This is a genomic window from Hydrogenobaculum sp. 3684 (genome assembly GCF_000213785.1).
GTDB lineage: Bacteria > Aquificota > Aquificia > Aquificales > Aquificaceae > Hydrogenobaculum.
Genome location: NC_015557.1, coordinates 810,509 through 828,926 on the forward strand (window position 1 = coordinate 810,509; position 18,418 = coordinate 828,926).

At 34.5% G+C, this 18,418-nt stretch carries 20 protein-coding genes; 18 read left to right on the top strand and 2 right to left on the bottom strand.

The genetic code is table 11. The features are described from left to right. Positions 1-20 precede the first annotated feature (20 nt). The 14 genes from hemN to nth all read left to right on the top strand — a co-directional run bounded on the left by hemN (position 21) and on the right by nth (position 11,971). A complete protein-coding gene (gene hemN / locus HYD3684_RS04370) occupies positions 21-1,394 on the top strand; it encodes an oxygen-independent coproporphyrinogen III oxidase (protein WP_015419470.1) in 1,374 nt (457 codons plus the stop codon). A gap of 57 nt (positions 1,395-1,451) precedes the next feature. After that, on the top strand, positions 1,452-2,105 hold the full coding sequence (gene atpB, locus HYD3684_RS04375) for a F0F1 ATP synthase subunit A (protein ID WP_015419471.1): 654 nt from the start codon (positions 1,452-1,454) through the stop codon (positions 2,103-2,105). A gap of 1 nt (position 2,106) precedes the next feature. Next, a complete protein-coding gene (locus HYD3684_RS04380; RefSeq protein WP_015419472.1) occupies positions 2,107-2,514 on the top strand; it encodes a hypothetical protein in 408 nt (135 codons plus the stop codon). 10 nt (positions 2,515-2,524) lie between these two features. After that, positions 2,525-2,872 (top strand): ATP synthase F0 subunit C, encoded by a 348-nt coding sequence (atpE, locus tag HYD3684_RS04385; RefSeq protein WP_015419473.1) that lies wholly within the window; start codon positions 2,525-2,527, stop codon positions 2,870-2,872. A 65-nt stretch (positions 2,873-2,937) separates the two neighbouring features. Beyond that, the gene (gene rpmH / locus HYD3684_RS04390; RefSeq protein ID WP_041112956.1) at positions 2,938-3,078 is read left to right on the top strand and encodes a 50S ribosomal protein L34; all 141 of its coding nucleotides are present in this window, start codon (positions 2,938-2,940) and stop codon (positions 3,076-3,078) included. After that, entirely contained in the window at positions 3,075-3,281 is a 207-nt protein-coding gene (gene yidD, locus HYD3684_RS08280; protein WP_015419474.1) for a membrane protein insertion efficiency factor YidD, read from the top strand. Before rpmH ends, yidD begins: the two co-directional genes overlap by 4 nt. Then, positions 3,281-4,825: a membrane protein insertase YidC gene (yidC, locus tag HYD3684_RS04395; RefSeq protein ID WP_015419475.1), complete on the top strand. Its 1,545-nt coding sequence runs from the start codon at positions 3,281-3,283 to the stop codon at positions 4,823-4,825. The genes yidD and yidC overlap by 1 nt, the downstream gene beginning before the upstream one ends. A gap of 18 nt (positions 4,826-4,843) precedes the next feature. Further along, positions 4,844-6,154, top strand: a complete 1,311-nt coding sequence (locus HYD3684_RS04400; protein WP_015419476.1) for a SurA N-terminal domain-containing protein — start codon at positions 4,844-4,846, stop codon at positions 6,152-6,154. Positions 6,155-6,171: 17 nt separating this feature from the next. After that, complete coding sequence (locus tag HYD3684_RS04405) at positions 6,172-7,140, top strand: 3-dehydroquinate synthase II (protein ID WP_015419477.1); 969 nt, start codon at positions 6,172-6,174, stop codon at positions 7,138-7,140. Further along, positions 7,137-7,796: a ribulose-phosphate 3-epimerase gene (gene rpe, locus HYD3684_RS04410; protein WP_015419478.1), complete on the top strand. Its 660-nt coding sequence runs from the start codon at positions 7,137-7,139 to the stop codon at positions 7,794-7,796. Before HYD3684_RS04405 ends, rpe begins: the two co-directional genes overlap by 4 nt. Continuing rightward, positions 7,789-8,886 carry an aminotransferase class I/II-fold pyridoxal phosphate-dependent enzyme gene (locus tag HYD3684_RS04415; protein WP_015419479.1) on the top strand — a complete coding sequence of 366 codons (1,098 nt, stop codon included), beginning with the start codon at positions 7,789-7,791 and terminating at the stop codon, positions 8,884-8,886. The genes rpe and HYD3684_RS04415 overlap by 8 nt, the downstream gene beginning before the upstream one ends. 35 nt (positions 8,887-8,921) lie before the next feature. Beyond that, positions 8,922-9,764 (top strand): polyamine aminopropyltransferase, encoded by an 843-nt coding sequence (gene speE, locus HYD3684_RS04420; RefSeq protein WP_015419480.1) that lies wholly within the window; start codon positions 8,922-8,924, stop codon positions 9,762-9,764. A gap of 11 nt (positions 9,765-9,775) precedes the next feature. Continuing rightward, positions 9,776-11,296 carry a glycosyl transferase group 1 gene (locus HYD3684_RS04425; RefSeq protein WP_015419481.1) on the top strand — a complete coding sequence of 507 codons (1,521 nt, stop codon included), beginning with the start codon at positions 9,776-9,778 and terminating at the stop codon, positions 11,294-11,296. After that, entirely contained in the window at positions 11,297-11,971 is a 675-nt protein-coding gene (gene nth, locus HYD3684_RS04430) for an endonuclease III (RefSeq protein WP_015419482.1), read from the top strand. Here nth and HYD3684_RS04435 read toward each other — a convergent pair. Further along, a complete protein-coding gene (locus tag HYD3684_RS04435; protein WP_015419483.1) occupies positions 11,907-13,385 on the bottom strand; it encodes a Na+/solute symporter in 1,479 nt (492 codons plus the stop codon). The genes nth and HYD3684_RS04435 overlap by 65 nt on opposite strands. Next, positions 13,378-13,554, bottom strand: coding sequence for a DUF3311 domain-containing protein (locus tag HYD3684_RS08285; protein ID WP_015419484.1), 177 nt, complete (start codon positions 13,552-13,554; stop codon positions 13,378-13,380). The genes HYD3684_RS04435 and HYD3684_RS08285 overlap by 8 nt, the downstream gene beginning before the upstream one ends. Before the next feature lie 59 nt (positions 13,555-13,613). Here HYD3684_RS08285 and hisD point away from each other — a divergent pair, with 59 nt between their 5' ends. Genes hisD through ligA form a run of 4 tightly spaced genes read left to right on the top strand, consistent with a single transcriptional unit; the run spans position 13,614 to position 18,365 of the window. Continuing rightward, positions 13,614-14,894 carry a histidinol dehydrogenase gene (hisD, locus tag HYD3684_RS04440; protein WP_015419485.1) on the top strand — a complete coding sequence of 427 codons (1,281 nt, stop codon included), beginning with the start codon at positions 13,614-13,616 and terminating at the stop codon, positions 14,892-14,894. Beyond that, positions 14,891-15,433: a hypothetical protein gene (locus HYD3684_RS04445; RefSeq protein ID WP_015419486.1), complete on the top strand. Its 543-nt coding sequence runs from the start codon at positions 14,891-14,893 to the stop codon at positions 15,431-15,433. Before hisD ends, HYD3684_RS04445 begins: the two co-directional genes overlap by 4 nt. Continuing rightward, complete coding sequence (locus HYD3684_RS04450; RefSeq protein WP_015419487.1) at positions 15,430-16,266, top strand: bifunctional 5,10-methylenetetrahydrofolate dehydrogenase/5,10-methenyltetrahydrofolate cyclohydrolase; 837 nt, start codon at positions 15,430-15,432, stop codon at positions 16,264-16,266. The genes HYD3684_RS04445 and HYD3684_RS04450 overlap by 4 nt, the downstream gene beginning before the upstream one ends. Beyond that, positions 16,263-18,365 carry an NAD-dependent DNA ligase LigA gene (ligA, locus tag HYD3684_RS04455; RefSeq protein ID WP_015419488.1) on the top strand — a complete coding sequence of 701 codons (2,103 nt, stop codon included), beginning with the start codon at positions 16,263-16,265 and terminating at the stop codon, positions 18,363-18,365. The genes HYD3684_RS04450 and ligA overlap by 4 nt, the downstream gene beginning before the upstream one ends. Positions 18,366-18,418 lie beyond the last annotated feature (53 nt).

The following is an 18,418-nucleotide window of genomic DNA, read 5'->3' on the forward strand; positions in this document are numbered from 1 at the left end:
TTTAACTGTAGGAGTGTGTTATGTACAAAAATACTAAGATAGATTTTAACCTTATAAAAAAGTACGATAAGCCAGGGCCAAGGTACACTAGCTATCCCACGGCGGTGGAGTTTAAGCCTTTATCCTCTGATATTTATAAAAAAGAGCTAGAAGACATATTGCACGATGAAAGACCTCTTTCTTTATATGTCCATATACCTTTTTGTGAAAATGCATGCTGGTTTTGCGGTTGCAACGTCATAATTTCTCACAGAACAGATGTGGCAAAACCATATCTTAACTATCTCTTTAAAGAAGTTGATATGCTAAAAGATGTTTTAAAAGATTATAAGAAAATTGATCAGTTTCATATAGGCGGGGGAACACCAAATTTTCTAGATAATGAAGATTTTTACGATATGATGTCCTTTATCAAAGATAGATTCGATTTTACAGAAGACCCTGAGGTATCAATAGAAATAGATCCACGTCATATAGATTACAAAAAACTAAAACTATATAAAGAGCTTGGATTCAACAGAATTAGCATGGGGATACAAGACTTTGATAGAAATGTGCAAGAACGCATAAACAGAGTACAAGATGAAGAGCTTTTAAAAAATGTAATTTACGATATAAGGAGCTTAGGTTACAAAAGCTTAAACATAGACCTTATGTATGGATTACCGGGTCAAACGGTTGATACTTTTAAAAGCACCATAGAAAAAACGATAGAACTTTCTCCAGATAGGGTGGCGGTTTTTAATTTTGCATATGTGCCTTGGCTAAAACCCCTTCAACGTAAAATTGACGCTACAGCTCTTCCAGAAGCATCTATGAAACTTGACATGTTAAAGTTAGCGATAGAGTTGTTTGAAGCCAGCGATTACGCTTTTATAGGTATGGATCACTTTGCAAAAAAAACAGACGATCTTTATTTAGCCCAAAAGCATAGAAAACTTTGGAGAAACTTCCAAGGTTATACTACCAGAAAAGGGGATCATCTAATAGGAATTGGCGCCACATCCATAGGCATGTTAGACAAAGCTTATTTCCAGAATCATAAAACCTTAAGAGATTACTATAGCGCTTTAGATAAAAGCGTTTTTCCTATTATGAGAGGGTATATCTTAAACCAAGATGACATAATAAGAAGAGAAGTGATAATGGATATCATGTGTAATCTTTACGTAGATAAAATGAACATATCTTCTATGTTTGGTATAGACTTTGACGAATACTTTGAAAAAGAGCTTTTAGAACTAGAAGAACTAGAATGTGATGGTCTTGTTAGCATAAATAAAGATAAGATAGAGGTAAACCCAGAAGGTAGACTATTGGTAAGAAATATAGCCATAGTTTTTGATATATATTCAAAAGCCAAAGAAAAACCAACATTTTCTAGGACAATATAAAAAAGATAAAAAAAAATTTAGGGAAATTTTTATATTGTTATGCTATAATATTTTTGTATGGAACATTATGAGCATGTTATAACTAGTATAGTAGCCATGGTAGTGGCACTGGGTGTTGTGTTAGTTGCTGGCAAACCCAAAATCATGCCATCAAAATTGCAGTTTGTAATTGAATCTTATATAAATTTCTGCAAAGCTATGGTCACTGAAAATATAGGGGAGCAAGGTTTACGCTATTTACCTCTTATAGCCTCCATAGGGCTCTTTGTATTCTTTGGAAATGTTATGGAGCTTTTACCTTTTGTAGATGCTCCTACTGGCAACATGAACACCACTTTAGCACTTACACTTATAGTATTTTTCCTATACCACTTTGAAGGTTTTAGAGTAAATGGCCTCGGTTATATAAAACACTTTATGGGACCCATAAAAGCTTTAGCGCCCTTCTTCTTTATAATAGAAATCATGTCTCATTTGGGAAGGGTTGTATCTTTATCTTTACGTCTTTTTGCCAACATGAAAGGCGGTGCTATACTTCTTATTTCAATAATAGGTGTTTTAATAGGAAATCCATTTACTTGGGCTGTTTCTCCTATCATATTGGTATTTGTGATAGCTATAAAGGTGTTAGCCATTGTTCTTCAAACTTTTATATTTATGATATTAAGTACAATATATATAGCTGGTGCCGTGGCTCACGAGGAATATTGATATGAATATAAATAAGATTCTTCTAATAATGGATATGGAAAATGGCGATTGCACTAAGCTTATAGGTAAGATATTGGATGTTGTGAACAATTTTAAAGCAAGCTTGGATGTTCTTGTGGTACTAGAGTCTGTAAAAAAAATAGAGGATATAGCAACTTCTTTCGGTATGCCGTTTGACCCATATATGAAGGAAAATAGTATAAAACAAGCCACATATAAACTAAAACACCTTTTCCCAAAACATATGAATGTAAATTTTCACGTAAAAGTAGGTGATTTTGATGAAGAAGCCCAAGCAGTCTATAAAGAAGTAAATCCAGATATGATTTTATTAGCTTGTAACAATTTTAACAAAGATATATCAAAGTTCTCTAAATCCACAGGTAAACCCATTTTATTAATAAATTAGGAGGATATTTATGAAGCTTAAAACTCTCATGCTTTTAACTCTTGCTAGTAGCATAGCAATGGCTGACACTGCAGGTTCAAGTGGCTCAGATGCCCATGCAAGAGCCCTGTTTTATGGTTTGATGGCGGTTGCTGCAGGTGTATCTATAGGTCTTGGTGCTTTGGGTGCTGGTGTGGGTTCTGGTTCAGCTATTAGAGGTGCCGAAGAAGGTATGGCCAGAAACCCTAACATGGCTGGTAAGTTGCAAACTATAATGTTCATAGGTTTGGCATTCATTGAAACCTTTGCACTTTACGCAATGCTTTTCTCCATTATATTTGTATTTACTAGTATATTTTCAAGAAAAGCCGGATTCTAAAACTTTAAAGCGTCGCCTTGGGTAGAGGCGATTATAAATATCTACCCATTTAAAAAGAGGTAACTATGACAAATGCTTTAAAGCCTCATATTTCAAATAGGAAAAGAAAACGTGTTAGTGGATTTTTGGCTCGTATGTCGTCAAGATCTGGTAGAAATATTATAAAAAGAAGAAGACAAAAGGGAAAAAAGAGACTGGCCCCTTGAAATATTTGCTTATAAAATTTATTAGGTTTTGGCAAATTTTCATATCGCCTTTATACCCTAGCTCATGTAGGTTTTATCCTACGTGTTCTCATTATGCTATTTTATCCATTGAAAAGTATGGAGCTTTTAAAGGTAGCATGAAAGCTTTTTGGCGCATATTAAGATGCAATCCTTGGAATAAGGGCGGTGTAGATTATCCATAATGGAACGGATAGATTTAAAAAGATTAATTGCAATATTTTTTGCAGTATCTATTACTATACTTGCTTATCAATATATAACTGAATACTTTTTTAAAAGCCCAACAGTAACAACCCCCCAGCAAAAAGCTAAAAAAACAACCACTAATCAAGCAATTTTTGCTTATCAATATCAAGGCGGTATAAACTTATTTCTCAACAACCAAAGACAAGCCCAGAATATACAAAACGGAGTTTTACTTCATTTTAAAGATGCAGATATAAAATTTGCTTACAACGGTGGTAAGATAACATACTATTATATCAAAAACTTTAAACAAAACCTTATAACCCCCCAAGAATACGCACTAAAGATTTTTCCTTTAGAAGTTTACACTGGTAACCCCGCTATAGATGAAGCTATAAACTTTAGCAACTACAACATCTCAGCAACTAACAACAACATCGTTATGACACTAAGGCTACCAAACATAAGCGTTGTTAAAGATATATCCTTTGATAAAGAGGGTTTTATATCAAAAATAAGCGTATCCTTGATAGGTTATAACAAACCCTATTTTGTAATGATTGGCAACAACCTAAACGAGGAGGATTTACATACTCACCAAGGACCAGTTTTTGATATAAACGGAAATGTTAAAAGACTAGACAATGGCGATATAAAAACTTACAAAGTAATCACCGGTAACATATCTTTTGCAGGCGAAGAAAGTAGATTCTTCTTTCAAGGAATAAAAGGCCATATAAATTCTATACAGATATACAAAGAAAGACTAGGTAAAGATGACTTTACATTCATGCTTGTCTCCTTTGATGGCAAAGCTCTTATGTTTTTTGGACCAAAAGAGTACGATTGGCTTAAGAAAGCAGGTCTTACCGACGTGCTTGATTTCGGAGACTTTAGGATAGTGGTAGAACCTTTATTTAAATTCTTATATTATATATATATAAAAACAGGAAACTGGATAATATCTATTTTTGTTTTGACGCTTTTAATAAGAATATTGTTCTTCCCGCTAAACTACAAATCCACGCTATCAATGTCAAAACTTTCAGAAGTAGCTCCAAAAATGGAAAAAATCAAAGAAAAATATAAAGATGACCCCGTTAAAATGCAAGAAGAAATTATGAAACTATATAAGGAAGTGGGTTTTAATCCAGCTTCAGGATGCTTACCCATACTTGTGCAAATCCCAATATTTTTCTCCCTTTACAAGGTTATTGTAATAACGGCAGATTTAAAACTGGCTCATTTTCTATGGATACACGACCTAACCCAAAAAGACCCATATTATATTTTGCCCATTTTAATGGGTATAACCATGGTTATGTCTTTGAGACTAACCCCAAATCCAGACCCAAGACAAAACTCTATTATGTATATAAGTTCTTTATTTTTTGTATTCTTGTTTGCTTCGTTCCCAGCAGCTTTAGTAATTTATTGGACTATAAACAACATACTTAGCTTTTTACAAACTTACCTCATTAGAAAAGTTTTATTAAAAGATAAATTAAACCCGCCAACAAAACCCCAAAAAACAAAATAAAAGTGTTATAATATTGATATGTTTGAGTTTATAAGAAAACACAAAGAAACGTTTGCCATATTATCAGGTATAGTAACAGCAGCTTTTTTCCTATGGAACTTTGCAGCTGGTAACATCACATCTTTGTTTCATTCATCAGAAAACTGCATAGCAAAAGTAAATGGTGATTGCATAAGTATAGCAGATTTTAGAAGAGTAGCCATGAGAGCCAACCAACAAATGACACCCATATTAAAGCAAGAGATTTTAAATTCTTTGATAGATGATGATCTTTTATACGAACAAGCTAAAAAAGAAGGCTTTTTAGTATCCAATAAAGAAGTGGCAGATATAATATCTAAAGATCCTTCTTTCCAAGTGGATGGAAAATTCAACTTCGAAAGATACAAAGCAGTACTGGCAGAAGCTGGATATACACCAGAAACCTATGAAGCATATATAAAAAAGCAACTTACCATACAAAAATATACGTTGTTTATTACAAACGCATCCTATGTTAGCGATATAGAATTAAATGCAGCTAATACGATAAACAACACACTTCTATCTGGAAAAGCTTATATAATAGACCCAAACTCCGTAAACATAAACTATACACCAACAGAACAAGAAATAGAAGACTATTACAACAAACATAAAGATGAGTTTAAAGTAGTAAACCCATCATCTATAATATATTGGGAAACCACAGACAAAAATAAGGCAAGAGAAATATATATGGCTCTTAAATCTGGTAAAATACCTCCTGGTTTCAAAGCTTTTGATGAAAAAACAATGTCAAAAACCTTTGGTGCAGTAGTAAAAGCCCTAAACCCACAAAATCCTATAATAGTAGGAAACGTTGGCAACAACATATACATCTTCACGTATCAAAATACCAAAAACACTGCTATAATGCCGCTTTCTCAAGCAAAAAACCAAGTGATCCAAGATTTAATAATGGAAAAAAAGATATTGGCTTTAAAAGATTTTGCTAAAAATATATACAATAGCTTAAAAGCTAAAAAACCTGTAAGTATAAAGCCTGTGGCATTTAACAACTTACCTTTGTCTAGAATATCTACAATGGTGGATATAAAATCTTCCGATATAGTGCCGATGGTTACAGAAAAAACACCTGCGTTTTTTGGCCCTTACGTATCTGCCAACGGTAGTGCTTACGTAATAATAGAAGTAGATTCAAGAAGCATAAAAAATCAGCAAAATCCAGAAAAGACGTTTGCTCAATTGCTAAGCCTAAAAGCAAACGTTTTAATGAATTACCTTATAAAAGATTTAAGAGCTCATGCCAAGATAGATATAAACAAGAGTTTATACAACAACCTTTAATGTGCTAAAATAATCTTATGAAAGAGAAAGAATTTATACTGTGGTCTAAAGAGAAAAGTGCTATCACAACCGCTTTAGAGTCTGGCGTAAAAGCTATAATAGTAGAATCAGAAGAAGAGGCAAAAAACGTAAGTAAGTTAGGTAAAATAGAAACGTGGGTACTGGGAGAAGATATAGAGTATATAAAGATTTTAAATAAAGAAGATGAGTTAAGGGCTGCCAAATCTCCGAAAAAGGTATTGGTAGAAACCACAGATTGGACTATAATTCCATTGGAAAACATTATAGCTCAAAAAGAAGATGTATATGTTATAGTAAAATCTGAAGAAGAAGCAAAAACTGCATTAAATATATTGGAAAAAGGCGTAAAGGGTGTTGTTTTAAAAGACCCTGATTTAAACCTTATAAAGAAAATATCAAACGTAGTAGAACCAAAAGAAAAATTAAACCTTGTAGAAGCTGAAATTTTAAGAGTATTGCCAGTAGGCATGGGAGATAGAGTTTGTGTAGACACAACTTCTATATTAAAGAAAGCAGAAGGTATGCTAGTGGGCAACTCTTCCGGCGGAATGCTTTTGGTGGCGGCAGAAACAGAAGAAAACCCCTACGTTGCTTCAAGACCTTTTAGAGTGAACGCTGGTGCTGTACATATGTATACCAAAGTACCCAACAATAAAACTATATACTTGTGTGAAGCAGAAGCTGGAAAACCTGTGATGGTATACGATAAAGACGGCAACGGAAGGACAGTTTACGTAGGAAGAGCAAAGATCGAAAGAAGACCTATGCTTTTAGTAGAAGCTATCTCAAACGGCAAAAAACTATCAGCGGTGCTTCAAAACGCAGAAACTATAAGGCTTGTAAAACCAGATGGAGAACTTATATCTGTGGTAGAACTAAAAAAAGGCGATAGTGTGTTAGGATATATAGAACAAGAAGGAAGACATTTTGGTATGAAAGTAGACGAAACCATCACAGAAAAATGAAATACCTTGCTCCTTCAATACTTTCTGCTGATTTTTGGAATTTAGGTAAAGATATAGAGGCTACGTTAAAAGGCGGGGCAGATATAATACACTTTGATGTAATGGACGGGGCTTTTGTACCAAATATCACAGTAGGACCTTATGTTTTAGAGCGTTTAAAAGAAAAAATACCTCATGTTACTTTTGACGCTCATCTTATGATAAACAATCCAGATGCCTATATAAAAGAGTTTGTAGAAGCTGGGGCGTCTATGGTATCTGTTCACATAGAAAATGTACCTCATATTCATAGGACTGTTGAGCTGATAAAAAGCTTGGGAGCAAAAGCAGGTGTTGCCATCAATCCCGGTACATCCTTAGAAGCTATTGATGAAATAATACACTATGTAGACTATATACTGCTTATGTCTGTTAATCCAGGTTTTGGTGGTCAGAGCTTTATAGATCGTTCAACTGTTCGTGCTAAAAGCCTAAAACAAAGAATTTTAGAAAAAGGTTTAAATTGTCTTGTAGAAATGGATGGTGGATTGAAATTTAGCAATTTGCACCTTGTAAAAGAATATGTCGATATATTTGTTATAGGCTCTGGTATATTTAAAGAAAAAGACATAGAATCCATCACTAGAAAAATAAAAGATTTTATAAACAATGTTTAAACATATAAAACCCTTTATCGTAATGGACATTCTAAAAAAAGCATCATCCTTTGAAGATGCGATACATCTTGAAATTGGAGAACCTGATTTAGCACCATCCCCAAATGTTTTAAAACATCTTCAAAATGCTATAAATAGCAGTTATTTTGGTTATACTGAAGCAAAAGGCTTAAAAACCCTAAGAGATGCTATATCAACTTACTACAGAAATTTCTACAACATAGAAATATCACCAGAAAGAATCATCATAACTACTGGTTCCTCAGGAGCTTTTTCTTTGATATTTGGGCTTTTAGAAGGAAAAAACATAGCTTTACAAGATCCAGGTTATCCTTGCTACGAAAACATAGCTTACGCTTTTGATAAAAATATAGTAAAAATACCTGTTTTCGAGGATACAAGCTTCCAAATCACAAAAGAGCATTTAAAAAACGTTGAATTTGATTTACTTTTAATCTCTTCAGTTTCAAATCCCACTGGTATTGTATACAGCGAAGATAATCTACAAGATATAATAGAATTTTGTGAAGCAAATAAAAAGATCTTTGTGTGTGATGAAATATATCATGGACTTACTTACGATAAAAGCATAAAAACTGCCCTTTCTTTTAGCGATAACGCTTTTATAATAAATAGCTTTTCTAAGTTCTTTTGTATGCCAGGATTTAGAATAGGTTGGATGATAGTACCAGAACGGTATATAGAGGACGTAGAAAGGCTATCTCAGAATATGTTTATAAGCGCTCCTACTTTATCCCAATACGCTGCTTTAGGAGCTTTTGATTATGAATATCTTAACTTCGTTAGGGATACTTTTAAAGAAAGAAGAGACTTCTTTTATAAAGAATTAAAAGACATATTTAATATACCAGTAAAACCAGAAGGAGCTTTTTATGTATGGGCTGATATATCAAAATACAATATTCCATCGAAAGAATTTTGCGATTTTCTGTTTGAAAAAACAAGGGTGGCAATTACACCTGGAATAGATTTTGGCACCAATCAAACCGATAGATTTGTAAGATTTTCTTTTGCAAAGGATATAGCATATTTAAAAGAAGCTATATCTCGCATAAAAAACGTGCTATAATTTGAATAAAACTTGTTTAGAGAGGAGAAGAAACTATGAAAGATGTATATTTTATGGAGAGAGATCCTTATGCACCTATAAGACATTGTTATGGCATAAGCAAAATCCTTTACGAAGGCAAGTCAAAATATCAAGAGATTCAAGTAGTAGAGTCCCATTACTTTGGTAAAATGTTGATACTCGATGGTGTAGTACAATTTACAGAAAAAAATGAGTTTTTCTATCACGAAATGCTAACTCATCCTGTAATGTTTGCCCATAAAAATCCCCAAAATGTGCTAATAATAGGTGGAGGAGACGGTGGCATCCTAAGAGAGGTTTTAAAACACAAGTCTGTAAAGAAAGCTGTATTGGTGGATATAGACAAAGACGTAGTAGAAGTGTCCAAAAAGTTTTTCCCCACCGTCGCTTGTTCGATGGATGATCCTAGAGCTATAATACTAAATGAAGATGGTTTTAAATACATTCAAGACTATAAAAATGAATTTGACGTTATCATAGTAGACTCTACAGATCCTGTTGGTTTTGCACATGTACTTACCACAGAAGAATTCTTTAAATATGTGTTTGAAGCTTTAAAAGAAGATGGTATATATGTTGGCCAATCTGAATCTTTGCACTATCATCTTGATATAGTTGTGCGTTTTCAAAAAGCTTTGAAAAAAAACTTTCCTATAGTAGACCTTTACACCACCGTTATACCAGTATACGCTGGGTATTGGTGGAGTTTTTCAGTGGGTTCCAAAGTTTACAATCCACGGGAAATATCAAGAGAAGTTGATGTAGAAACGAGATTTTACTCAGATGAAATACACAAAAACGCATTTTTGCCACCAAACTTTTATCAAAAGATTTTAAACGGTAATTTTAAATATTGATAGGAGAGCTTATGAGAGTTTTATTGGTAGGATGGGCGCCGCCTTCGGAACCACAAAGCGGAGAAGATAAGCATATCTATATTCTTGCTAAAAACCTAAAAAACTTAGGCCATCATGTAGAAGTGTTTACCATATTACCACCTTTTATGATAGGAAAGCAAAATGAATACGATCTTTTAAACGCCCAATACGAAGGTATTACATACAATGTTTTCACTAGAAGAGAATGGTTTATATATCAGCACGGATACTCTCCTATGACAGAAGTTTACGAAGAACCCACAACCCAGATTTGGTTTAAATTTTTAGCTATGAAGCCCGATTGGGACTTCATACATTTTCAATCTATTATGCCCCTTTCTATAATAGAAAAAACTAAGCAACTTGGATATAAGGTCCTAAATACTATGCATTCTATGTACTTATTAGAACCCTCTTGGCATATGTTTTCTACTTATAAATACGAGCAAAACAAATTTCAATGTATAGCCCAAGATGAGTTTACACCAGAAAGGTTTGTGGAAGAATACAACATTATGATGGGGCTAAACCTAACAGAAGCCCAGAAAAAGGTAGTGGCTGTAGAGATGAAAAGAAGGTTAGATTATGGCAAATATCTTATGGAAGATGTCATAGACCTAAATATATCAAACGGCGGTTACGGGGCTTATGCTATATTAGATTTTGGCGTAAAACCAGATAACATAATAAACTTAGTATTACCAGAGCAAGGTTTTGCCGCCAACAAAAGGGATGAAAAAAGATCAAAAGATATCATAGAAAAAACCAAAGCCAAATACTCGAAACCAAGAGAAAAAACAATCTTTGCCTTCTTATCCAACTGGCAAGTAACAAAAGGCCATCACATCATATTAAAAGCGGTAGACTATCTTAGGGATTTGGAAGGTAAGTTTGAAGTAAGGCTTTACGGCAATCCAGAGATAAATCAAAACTACAAATACTTTATGTTATCTTTGTTTAAAGATAAGTTTATAAAATCCCATGTGAAAGTAATGGGTATATACACCCATGCACAGCTTGATGCTATATGCGATGAAATACATCTTCACATAAACCCCCACATATGGGCTATGGGTCCTACTACTGCTTTTAACGAAACCGCCCAAAGAGGCGTTATGCAAATGTGGACCAAAGCAAGACATGCCGATATATTTGAAAAGTTTCAAGAAGAGCTTATCTTTGGCAAAAAACTTCTTGATGAAGAGTTAAGCAACAAGCTAAGAAAGGTAAATAGATATTATATCTCTGAGACAAACTTAAACTATGAAAGAAAGAAGTTTGAGGCTTTTAATATTAAAAGCATCGAAGACCAAAACAAAAAATTAGCAAACTATATATTAGAATGCGGAAACCCAGAAGACTTAGCAAAGAAAATGAGATTTTTTATAGAAAACACCGACTACAATATATTTGACGATTGGTATTTTCTCACAGGTTATAGCATGGAAAATCCACCACCTTTGTCAGAAATTGCTGATACCACCAAGTATATAGAACTTATATACAAATAAGTGAAAAAAACTGATATACCTAAGATATTTAAGATTTTAAAAAAAGATTACGAAGAAAACCATGCACCGGTTGTTACCCTTATAGCCCACACCACAAAAGACCCTTTCAGGGTGCTTGTATGCGCTATTCTTTCCACCAGAACAAAAGATGAGACTACTGCAAAAGTTTGTGAGAGACTTTTTGTTAAGGTAAAATCTATAGAGGATTTGTACAACATCAAAGAAGAAGAGCTAAAGGAGCTTATATACGGCGTTGGATTTTACAACACAAAAGCAAAAAACCTAAAAGAGCTTGCCAAGATAATAGTACAATCATACGATTCAAAAATACCAAAAGAAAAAGAAAAACTCATGGAGCTTCCTGGTGTAGGTCTAAAAGTAGCTAACTTGGTGTTGGCAGAAGGATTTGGCATACCAGCCATCTGTGTAGATGTACATGTGCATCGTATTACCAACAGATGGTGCTTAGTAAAAACAAAAACCCCAGAACAAACAGAAGAGGCGCTAAAAAACATACTACCTAAAAAATATTGGATTGATATAAATAGATATTTGGTATCCTTTGGTCAGCGTATATGTAAACCCACAAAACCTCTTTGTGAAATATGTCCTATTGAGCGCTTTTGCGGAAAATGTATTGATAAAAAGAGCCGATCAAAACCACAAAAAGATTGATAGCCAAAGCTGGCAAACCTATAAATATAGGACCAAAAGAAGATGGCATTAGAACGTTTTGTATGATACCAAAATGATTTACTTTTTCAAGCTCGTAAATACCAAACACGATACCAGCTAAAAGCCCTATTGTAAGGCTTTCTTTGTTTAAATGCTTTACAAAAAGCCCTAAAAATATAGAAGGAAGCGTTTGAAGTATAACAATACCACCAATTAGCTGCAACGCTATTGCAAAAGTTGGAGGCACCAAAAACACAAAGAAAAGAGGGATTAGCTTAAACAAAAATGAAAACCATTTTGCAAGCTTCGTCTCGTTTGAAGGACTTGCGATGTTTAACTCTCTAAGTATATTTACCATAAGATTTGAGCTTGCTATAGCCATTATAGAAGCTGGCACAAGCCCACCTATAAATATTCCAAGTAAAGCTACACCGCTAAACCACTGGGGCATTGTGGAAACTATCAATGCTGGTACCACAAAAGAACCCCGTGCCGAGGCTGGTATATGGTTTAACATATCCATAGCTGGTTTAACTTCGTATATAAGTACACCAAAAAGCGCCAAAATAGCAAGCCCGATTCCATAAATAGGTAAAAAGGCTATAGATTTTTTCAAAACTTTCACATCGCTTGAGCTAAGACAACCCGTTATAGCGTGAGGATATAAGAATAACGCTAAGGCGCTCATAACAGATAAGCTTATATATGCGCTTATAAGTTTTGGATTCAACGTGGAGTATGCTTTTTTTATTTCAAAAGCATGATAAAAACCATGGTAATGCAAAGGTATATAAACGCTAAGCACTAAAACAGTCCCAAGTATGAGAAAATCCTTTAGCACCGCCGTAAGAGTAGCTCCTCTAAGCCCTGATTTATAAGTAAACCAAGATAGTATCAAAAACGCTAAACTAAGAGATATCTCGTTTACAAGATTTTGATTTATACCTTTAAACTGCATAAGAAGTGTAGATAACACTACCTTCATACCAACGATTTGAAGGGCTATATAAGGAAGCTCTGCGGTTATACCAACAAGTGCCACCATAATGGCTAAGCTTTTAGAGTTATATCTATCTTTTATAAAATCCACAGCCGTTATATGACACTTTTCTTTTGAAACTGCAAAAAACTTTGGCATAACCGCCAAAGCCACTCCGAATCCCATAGCCACATAAGGCACTGCAAAGAAAAATACAGGTCCTTTGGCAAATAATCCAGAAGGTACCGCTATAAAAGTATAAGCTGTAAAAAGATCAGCCCCTATCAAAAACCAAAGTAGCCAAGCACCAAATCTCTGCCCCCCAAGAGCCCATTCGTGCAACAGATCGAGATTTCCAGCCCTAAAGTCTTTACCCTTTAAACCAAGGTAAGAAAACACGATAAAAAGTGCCAAAAACACTATCAGACTAACCATCGTCTTTTCCCAAAAACACCGCCAAAGCGTAAAAAATAGATGTTATTATAAGCATAAATATCTGAAACCAATAAAAAAATGGCATCCCTAAAAACTCTGGGCTTTTATGGTTATATAAAAATATAAGCATATAAATCAAAGCTGGAATACCAAGAAATATATAATACATAATAAATATTATAAACAAATTTTTTATGCTTTTAGAAAAAAATCTGATAAAATATATCTATGATTACTATTGAAGATTTTACAATTAAAGATTTTAAAAGCTCAAAAATCTTAGAGAAGATTTTAAACAGAGCTAAGGTGTTTGAACAGCAGTATCTAGATAAGGTAAGAGAGATAATAGAAAACGTTATAAAATACAAAGATGAGGCTTTATATAAATACGCCCTTGAGTTTGATAACATTGACCTTAGAAAAGAAGGCATAGAGATACCAAAAGAAGCCATAGAAAACGCTTACAAAGAGTTGGATGAGAACACCAAAAAGGCTCTTCAATTTTCTTATGAAAGGGTGTATAAATTCCATGAAAATCAAAAAGAGAAATCTTTCATAACAGAAGAAGAAGGTATAATGTTGGGGCAAAGGGTATTACCAGTAGAAAGTGCAGGTCTTTATGTACCAGGAGGCAAAGCCGCCTATCCATCTTCTGTTATTATGAACGCAGTGCCTGCAAAAGTAGCTGGTGTTTCTAATATTTATATGGTATGTCCAAAACCCACAAAAGAAGTTTTAGCCGCTGCTTATATATGTGGCATAGATAGAGTATTTAGAATAGGTGGAGCTCAAAGTATAGCAGCATTAGCTTATGGCACTGAGACAATACCAGCTGTAGAAAAGATAGTCGGCCCTGGTAATATATACGTTGCCACTGCAAAAAGATTGGTGTATGGCATAGTGGGCATAGATATGATAGCTGGTCCTTCGGAAGTGCTTATTATAGCCGATGCTTCTGCAGATCCAAGCTTTGTTGCCATGGATATGCTATCCCAAGCTGAACATGATGAACTAGCTAGTGCTATTTTGATAACAAACTGTGAAGATTTGGCTTACTCAGTGGCCAAAGAGATTGATGTTTTCTTATCACAGTTAGAAAGAAAAGATATAGCCTCAAAATCTATAGAAAACTACGGAGCTATATTTATAGTAAAAAACTTAGAAAAAGCCTGTGAACTATCCAATATGATAGCCCCAGAGCATCTTGAAATAAATACAGAAAACCCTTTTGAGCTTTTAGGATTTATAAAAAATGCCGGTGCTATATTCTTAGGAGAGTATACGGTGGAAGCTTTGGGAGATTATTGTCTTGGTCCAAACCATACGCTACCTACTGGAAGAAGTGCAAGGTTTTCATCGGCTTTAGGTGTTTATGATTTTGTAAAACGCTCTTCGGTGCTTTACGTGTCAAAAAAAGGCTTTGACAAAGTAAAACACCATGCCCACAACCTTGCAAAAGCCGAAGGTCTTCACGCTCATGCATCCTCTATAGAATTAAGAGGTTTATGAAAAAAATACTTTTTCTTGTTTGTTTTGGGTTTTTAATATACTCTTGTGCTCCTGTTACAAAGTGCAAGCCCTATAAATATCAAAATGTTTCTATCCCGCAAGATTTTACCACTGAAGGTTACGCTTCTTACGGCATTTTAAAATATCCTTTTTCTTTGGTAAAAGCCAAAGACAACTATACGTTGGAAACGTTTATCGGCAATTTAAACTTTAAAAAAGACCTTTGTTTTGGATCTGGTTGCATCAATCTGCCTATTGATCTATCAAAGCTTTTTTACGGTGATGTGATAACCAAAGACGATAAAGTGCTTTGCAAAGACGGTTATACGATATATGAAAGTGAAAACGGAGTCTATAAAAAAATGGTTTACGTAAAAGATGGAAAACTTTACAAAATGGATATACTTGATAACGCTCACAACAAAGAATTTAGTGTATATTTTAAAGATAGATCTAAAGCTGGTTATTATAAAAACTTAGAGATAAAAGCTGATAATCTTGATTTGAATATAAATATAAAGGATTTAAAGAGCGTATGAATATACTAGATGGTAAAAGCTTAGCAAAGAAGATAAAGCACAACATAAAACAAGAGGTCAAACATCTTGAGAGAAAACCAAAGCTTGTAGTGGTGCTTGTGGGAGATGACCAAGCTAGTTTGGTGTATGTAAAAAACAAAGTCCAAGCTTGTGCAGATGTTGGTTTTAGCTCCCAACTTGATATGTTTGAAAAAGATGTAGAAGAAGATGTGCTTTTAAATCATATTAAAAGCCTAAATGAGCAAGAAGATGTAGATGGTATATTGGTACAACTTCCATTGCCGTCACATATATCAATGCAAAAAGTAATAGACACCATAGACCCATCAAAGGATGTAGACGGCTTTCATCCTCAAAATATGGGCAAGCTTTTTTCTGGGGATTTGGAAAACGCTTTTATCCCTTGTACACCTCTTGGTATTAAGCTTTTATTGGATGAATACAATATAGACCTAAAAGGTAAAAACGTGTGTATAGTAGGAGCTGGTTTTATAGTGGGTAAACCTCTTTCTATGCTTGTGCTAAATTACGATGCCACAGTAAGCGTATGCCACAAATACACAAAAGATATTGTAGAATACACAAAAACTGCCGATATACTTATATCGGCTACTGGAGTACCATTTTTGATAAAAGACTACATGGTAAAGGAGGGTGCAGTGGTGATAGATGTTGGTATTTCAAAAGTAAACGGGAAAATCGTTGGAGATGTAGATTTTGAAAGTGTATCCCAAAAGGCCTCTTTTATAACCCCTGTTCCTGGTGGTGTAGGGCCTATGACAGTAGCAACACTTCTTCTTAATACATTAAAAGCTTATAAACAACGCATATGAATGACAAATTCTTTATAGACAAAACAAAAGAGATTTTAAAAACTTATAACCTTTCTCCAGACAAACATCCACCTAAACTTTCCAAAGAAGAAGCCATAAAAATAATAGACACGTTAAGAGAACTCATAAATTATCATGATTATAGATATTATGTGTTAAATCAACCCGTTATATCAGATGCCGAGTACGATGCTATTTATAAATTTCTTAAAAGCATAGAAGACACTTATCCTGATCTCATAACTCCAGATTCACCTACTCAAAGAGTATCTTCCGATATATCAAGCACATTTCCTCAAGTAAAGCACTTAGCTCCGATGCTTTCTTTGGACAACACTTACAACGAAGATGACTTGAGAGATTTTGATAGAAGAGTAAAAGAATTAAGCGGAAAAGAACATATAGAATACTGTGTTGAACCAAAATACGACGGAGCTGGTATATCGCTTTTATACGAAAACGATATATTTGTAAGAGGAGCCACCAGAGGAGACGGGGAAGTGGGTGAGGAGATTACCAAAAACCTAAAAACTATCAAGACAATCCCTCTAAGGGCAAATTTTTCAAAACAAGGTATTAGGCTTTTAGAAATAAGAGGAGAAGTCATAATAAACAAAGATGACTTTAAAAAAATAAACGAAGAGAGGATGGCAGAAAACTTACCCCCTTACGCAAATCCAAGAAACTTAGCGGCTGGCTCTATAAGACTTCAAGACCCCCAAGAAGTAGCCAAAAGACCTCTAACAGCCCTTGTCTACCAAATAACATACGTAGAACCTGCAAACGCTATGCCAAAAACTCACTACGAAGCTATAAAAATGCTTCATGATCTTGGTTTTAAAACGCCTTTTTTAGACATGAAACTTTGTAAAAATATCCAAGAGGTCATAGATTACTGTAAATACTTTGAATCAAAAAGAGAATCACTACCTTATGAAATAGATGGAATGGTGATAAAAGTAAACGATATATCACTTTATGATGAGCTTGGATTTACATCGCATGCTCCAAGATGGGCCACTGCTTTTAAATTTAAAGCAAAACAAGCCACTACCGTGATATTAGATGTGATATTTAGCGTTGGAAGAGTAGGCAATATAACACCAGTGGCAAAATTAGAACCAGTATCTTTGGGCGGGGTTACCATATCAAGCGTTTCTTTATTCAACGAAGATTTTATAAGAGAAAAAGATATACACATAAAAGATACGGTTATCATAGAAAGGGCTGGTGAGGTGATACCTTATGTGGTTAGCGTGGTAAAAGAAGCAAGGCCCAAAGATGCCAAGCCAATCGTTTTTCCAGAGTACTGCCCATCTTGTGGTTCTAAGCTTGTAAAAGCCCCCGGCGAAGTGGCTTGGAGGTGTATAAATATATCCTGCCCAGCTCAAGTGGTGTTAAGAATAAGGCATTTTGCATCAAAAGATGCAATGGATATAAAAGGTTTAGGGGAAGCTGTGGCTCAGCTTTTATACGATGCTAAACTTGTGAAAAACATAGCCGATATCTACTACCTTAAATTTTCAGATTTGGTAAGGCTTCCAAGGTTTGCCAAAAAATCAGCTCAGAATCTTATAGATGCCATAGAAGCTTCAAAAAGAAGAGGCCTAGCAAGGGTGTTATATGGTCTTGGCATAAGATACGTAGGGCTTACCACTGCAAAAAAACTTGCTTCATATTACAAGGATATATGGAGTATAGCAAAAGCCAAAGAAGAAGACTTAAGAAATATAGAAGATATAGGGGATATAGTTGCAAGAAGTATAAAAGAGTTTTTTAGTTTGGAGCAAAATATAAATACGATAAAAAGGTTAGAAGAAGCTGGTGTACTTTTAAAAGAAGTATCTGAAGCCGTATCTAACAAGCTTGCCGGTTTGCAATTTGTTTTTACAGGTACACTTTCTTGTTGTACCAGAGAAATAGCCAAGCAAATGGTAGAATCCCTTGGGGCCACCACATCAGACAGTGTAACTCATCATACGTCTTATCTTGTGGTAGGACAAGATCCAGGTGCTACCAAACTAAGAAAAGCAAACATGCTAGGTATCAAAACTATAAGCGAAGAGGAGTTTTTAAAGCTTTTAGAAGATAACAAGTAAAAGAAGCTATTTCTTTAGATATTTTAGCCCTAGAAGAAAACTAGGGCTACTAA

Bases quoted from the DNA above. Each gene is read 5' to 3' on its own strand.
- rpmH (WP_041112956.1), top strand. From the start codon at position 2,938: ATGACAAATGCTTTAAAGCCTCATATTTCAAATAGGAAAAGAAAACGT.
- HYD3684_RS04400 (WP_015419476.1), top strand. From the start codon at position 4,844: ATGTTTGAGTTTATAAGAAAACACAAAGAAACGTTTGCCATATTATCA.
- HYD3684_RS04445 (WP_015419486.1), top strand. From the start codon at position 14,891: ATGAAAAAAATACTTTTTCTTGTTTGTTTTGGGTTTTTAATATACTCT.
- HYD3684_RS04380 (WP_015419472.1), top strand. From the start codon at position 2,107: ATGAATATAAATAAGATTCTTCTAATAATGGATATGGAAAATGGCGAT.
- ligA (WP_015419488.1), top strand. From the start codon at position 16,263: ATGAATGACAAATTCTTTATAGACAAAACAAAAGAGATTTTAAAAACT.
- rpe (WP_015419478.1), top strand. From the start codon at position 7,137: ATGAAATACCTTGCTCCTTCAATACTTTCTGCTGATTTTTGGAATTTA.
- HYD3684_RS08285 (WP_015419484.1), bottom strand. From the start codon at position 13,554: ATGTATTATATATTTCTTGGTATTCCAGCTTTGATTTATATGCTTATA.
- atpE (WP_015419473.1), top strand. From the start codon at position 2,525: ATGAAGCTTAAAACTCTCATGCTTTTAACTCTTGCTAGTAGCATAGCA.
- atpB (WP_015419471.1), top strand. From the start codon at position 1,452: ATGGAACATTATGAGCATGTTATAACTAGTATAGTAGCCATGGTAGTG.
- HYD3684_RS04405 (WP_015419477.1), top strand. From the start codon at position 6,172: ATGAAAGAGAAAGAATTTATACTGTGGTCTAAAGAGAAAAGTGCTATC.
- yidC (WP_015419475.1), top strand. From the start codon at position 3,281: ATGGAACGGATAGATTTAAAAAGATTAATTGCAATATTTTTTGCAGTA.
- HYD3684_RS04415 (WP_015419479.1), top strand. From the start codon at position 7,789: ATGTTTAAACATATAAAACCCTTTATCGTAATGGACATTCTAAAAAAA.
- HYD3684_RS04425 (WP_015419481.1), top strand. From the start codon at position 9,776: ATGAGAGTTTTATTGGTAGGATGGGCGCCGCCTTCGGAACCACAAAGC.
- speE (WP_015419480.1), top strand. From the start codon at position 8,922: ATGAAAGATGTATATTTTATGGAGAGAGATCCTTATGCACCTATAAGA.
- hemN (WP_015419470.1), top strand. From the start codon at position 21: ATGTACAAAAATACTAAGATAGATTTTAACCTTATAAAAAAGTACGAT.
- hisD (WP_015419485.1), top strand. From the start codon at position 13,614: ATGATTACTATTGAAGATTTTACAATTAAAGATTTTAAAAGCTCAAAA.
- HYD3684_RS04435 (WP_015419483.1), bottom strand. From the start codon at position 13,385: ATGGTTAGTCTGATAGTGTTTTTGGCACTTTTTATCGTGTTTTCTTAC.
- HYD3684_RS04450 (WP_015419487.1), top strand. From the start codon at position 15,430: ATGAATATACTAGATGGTAAAAGCTTAGCAAAGAAGATAAAGCACAAC.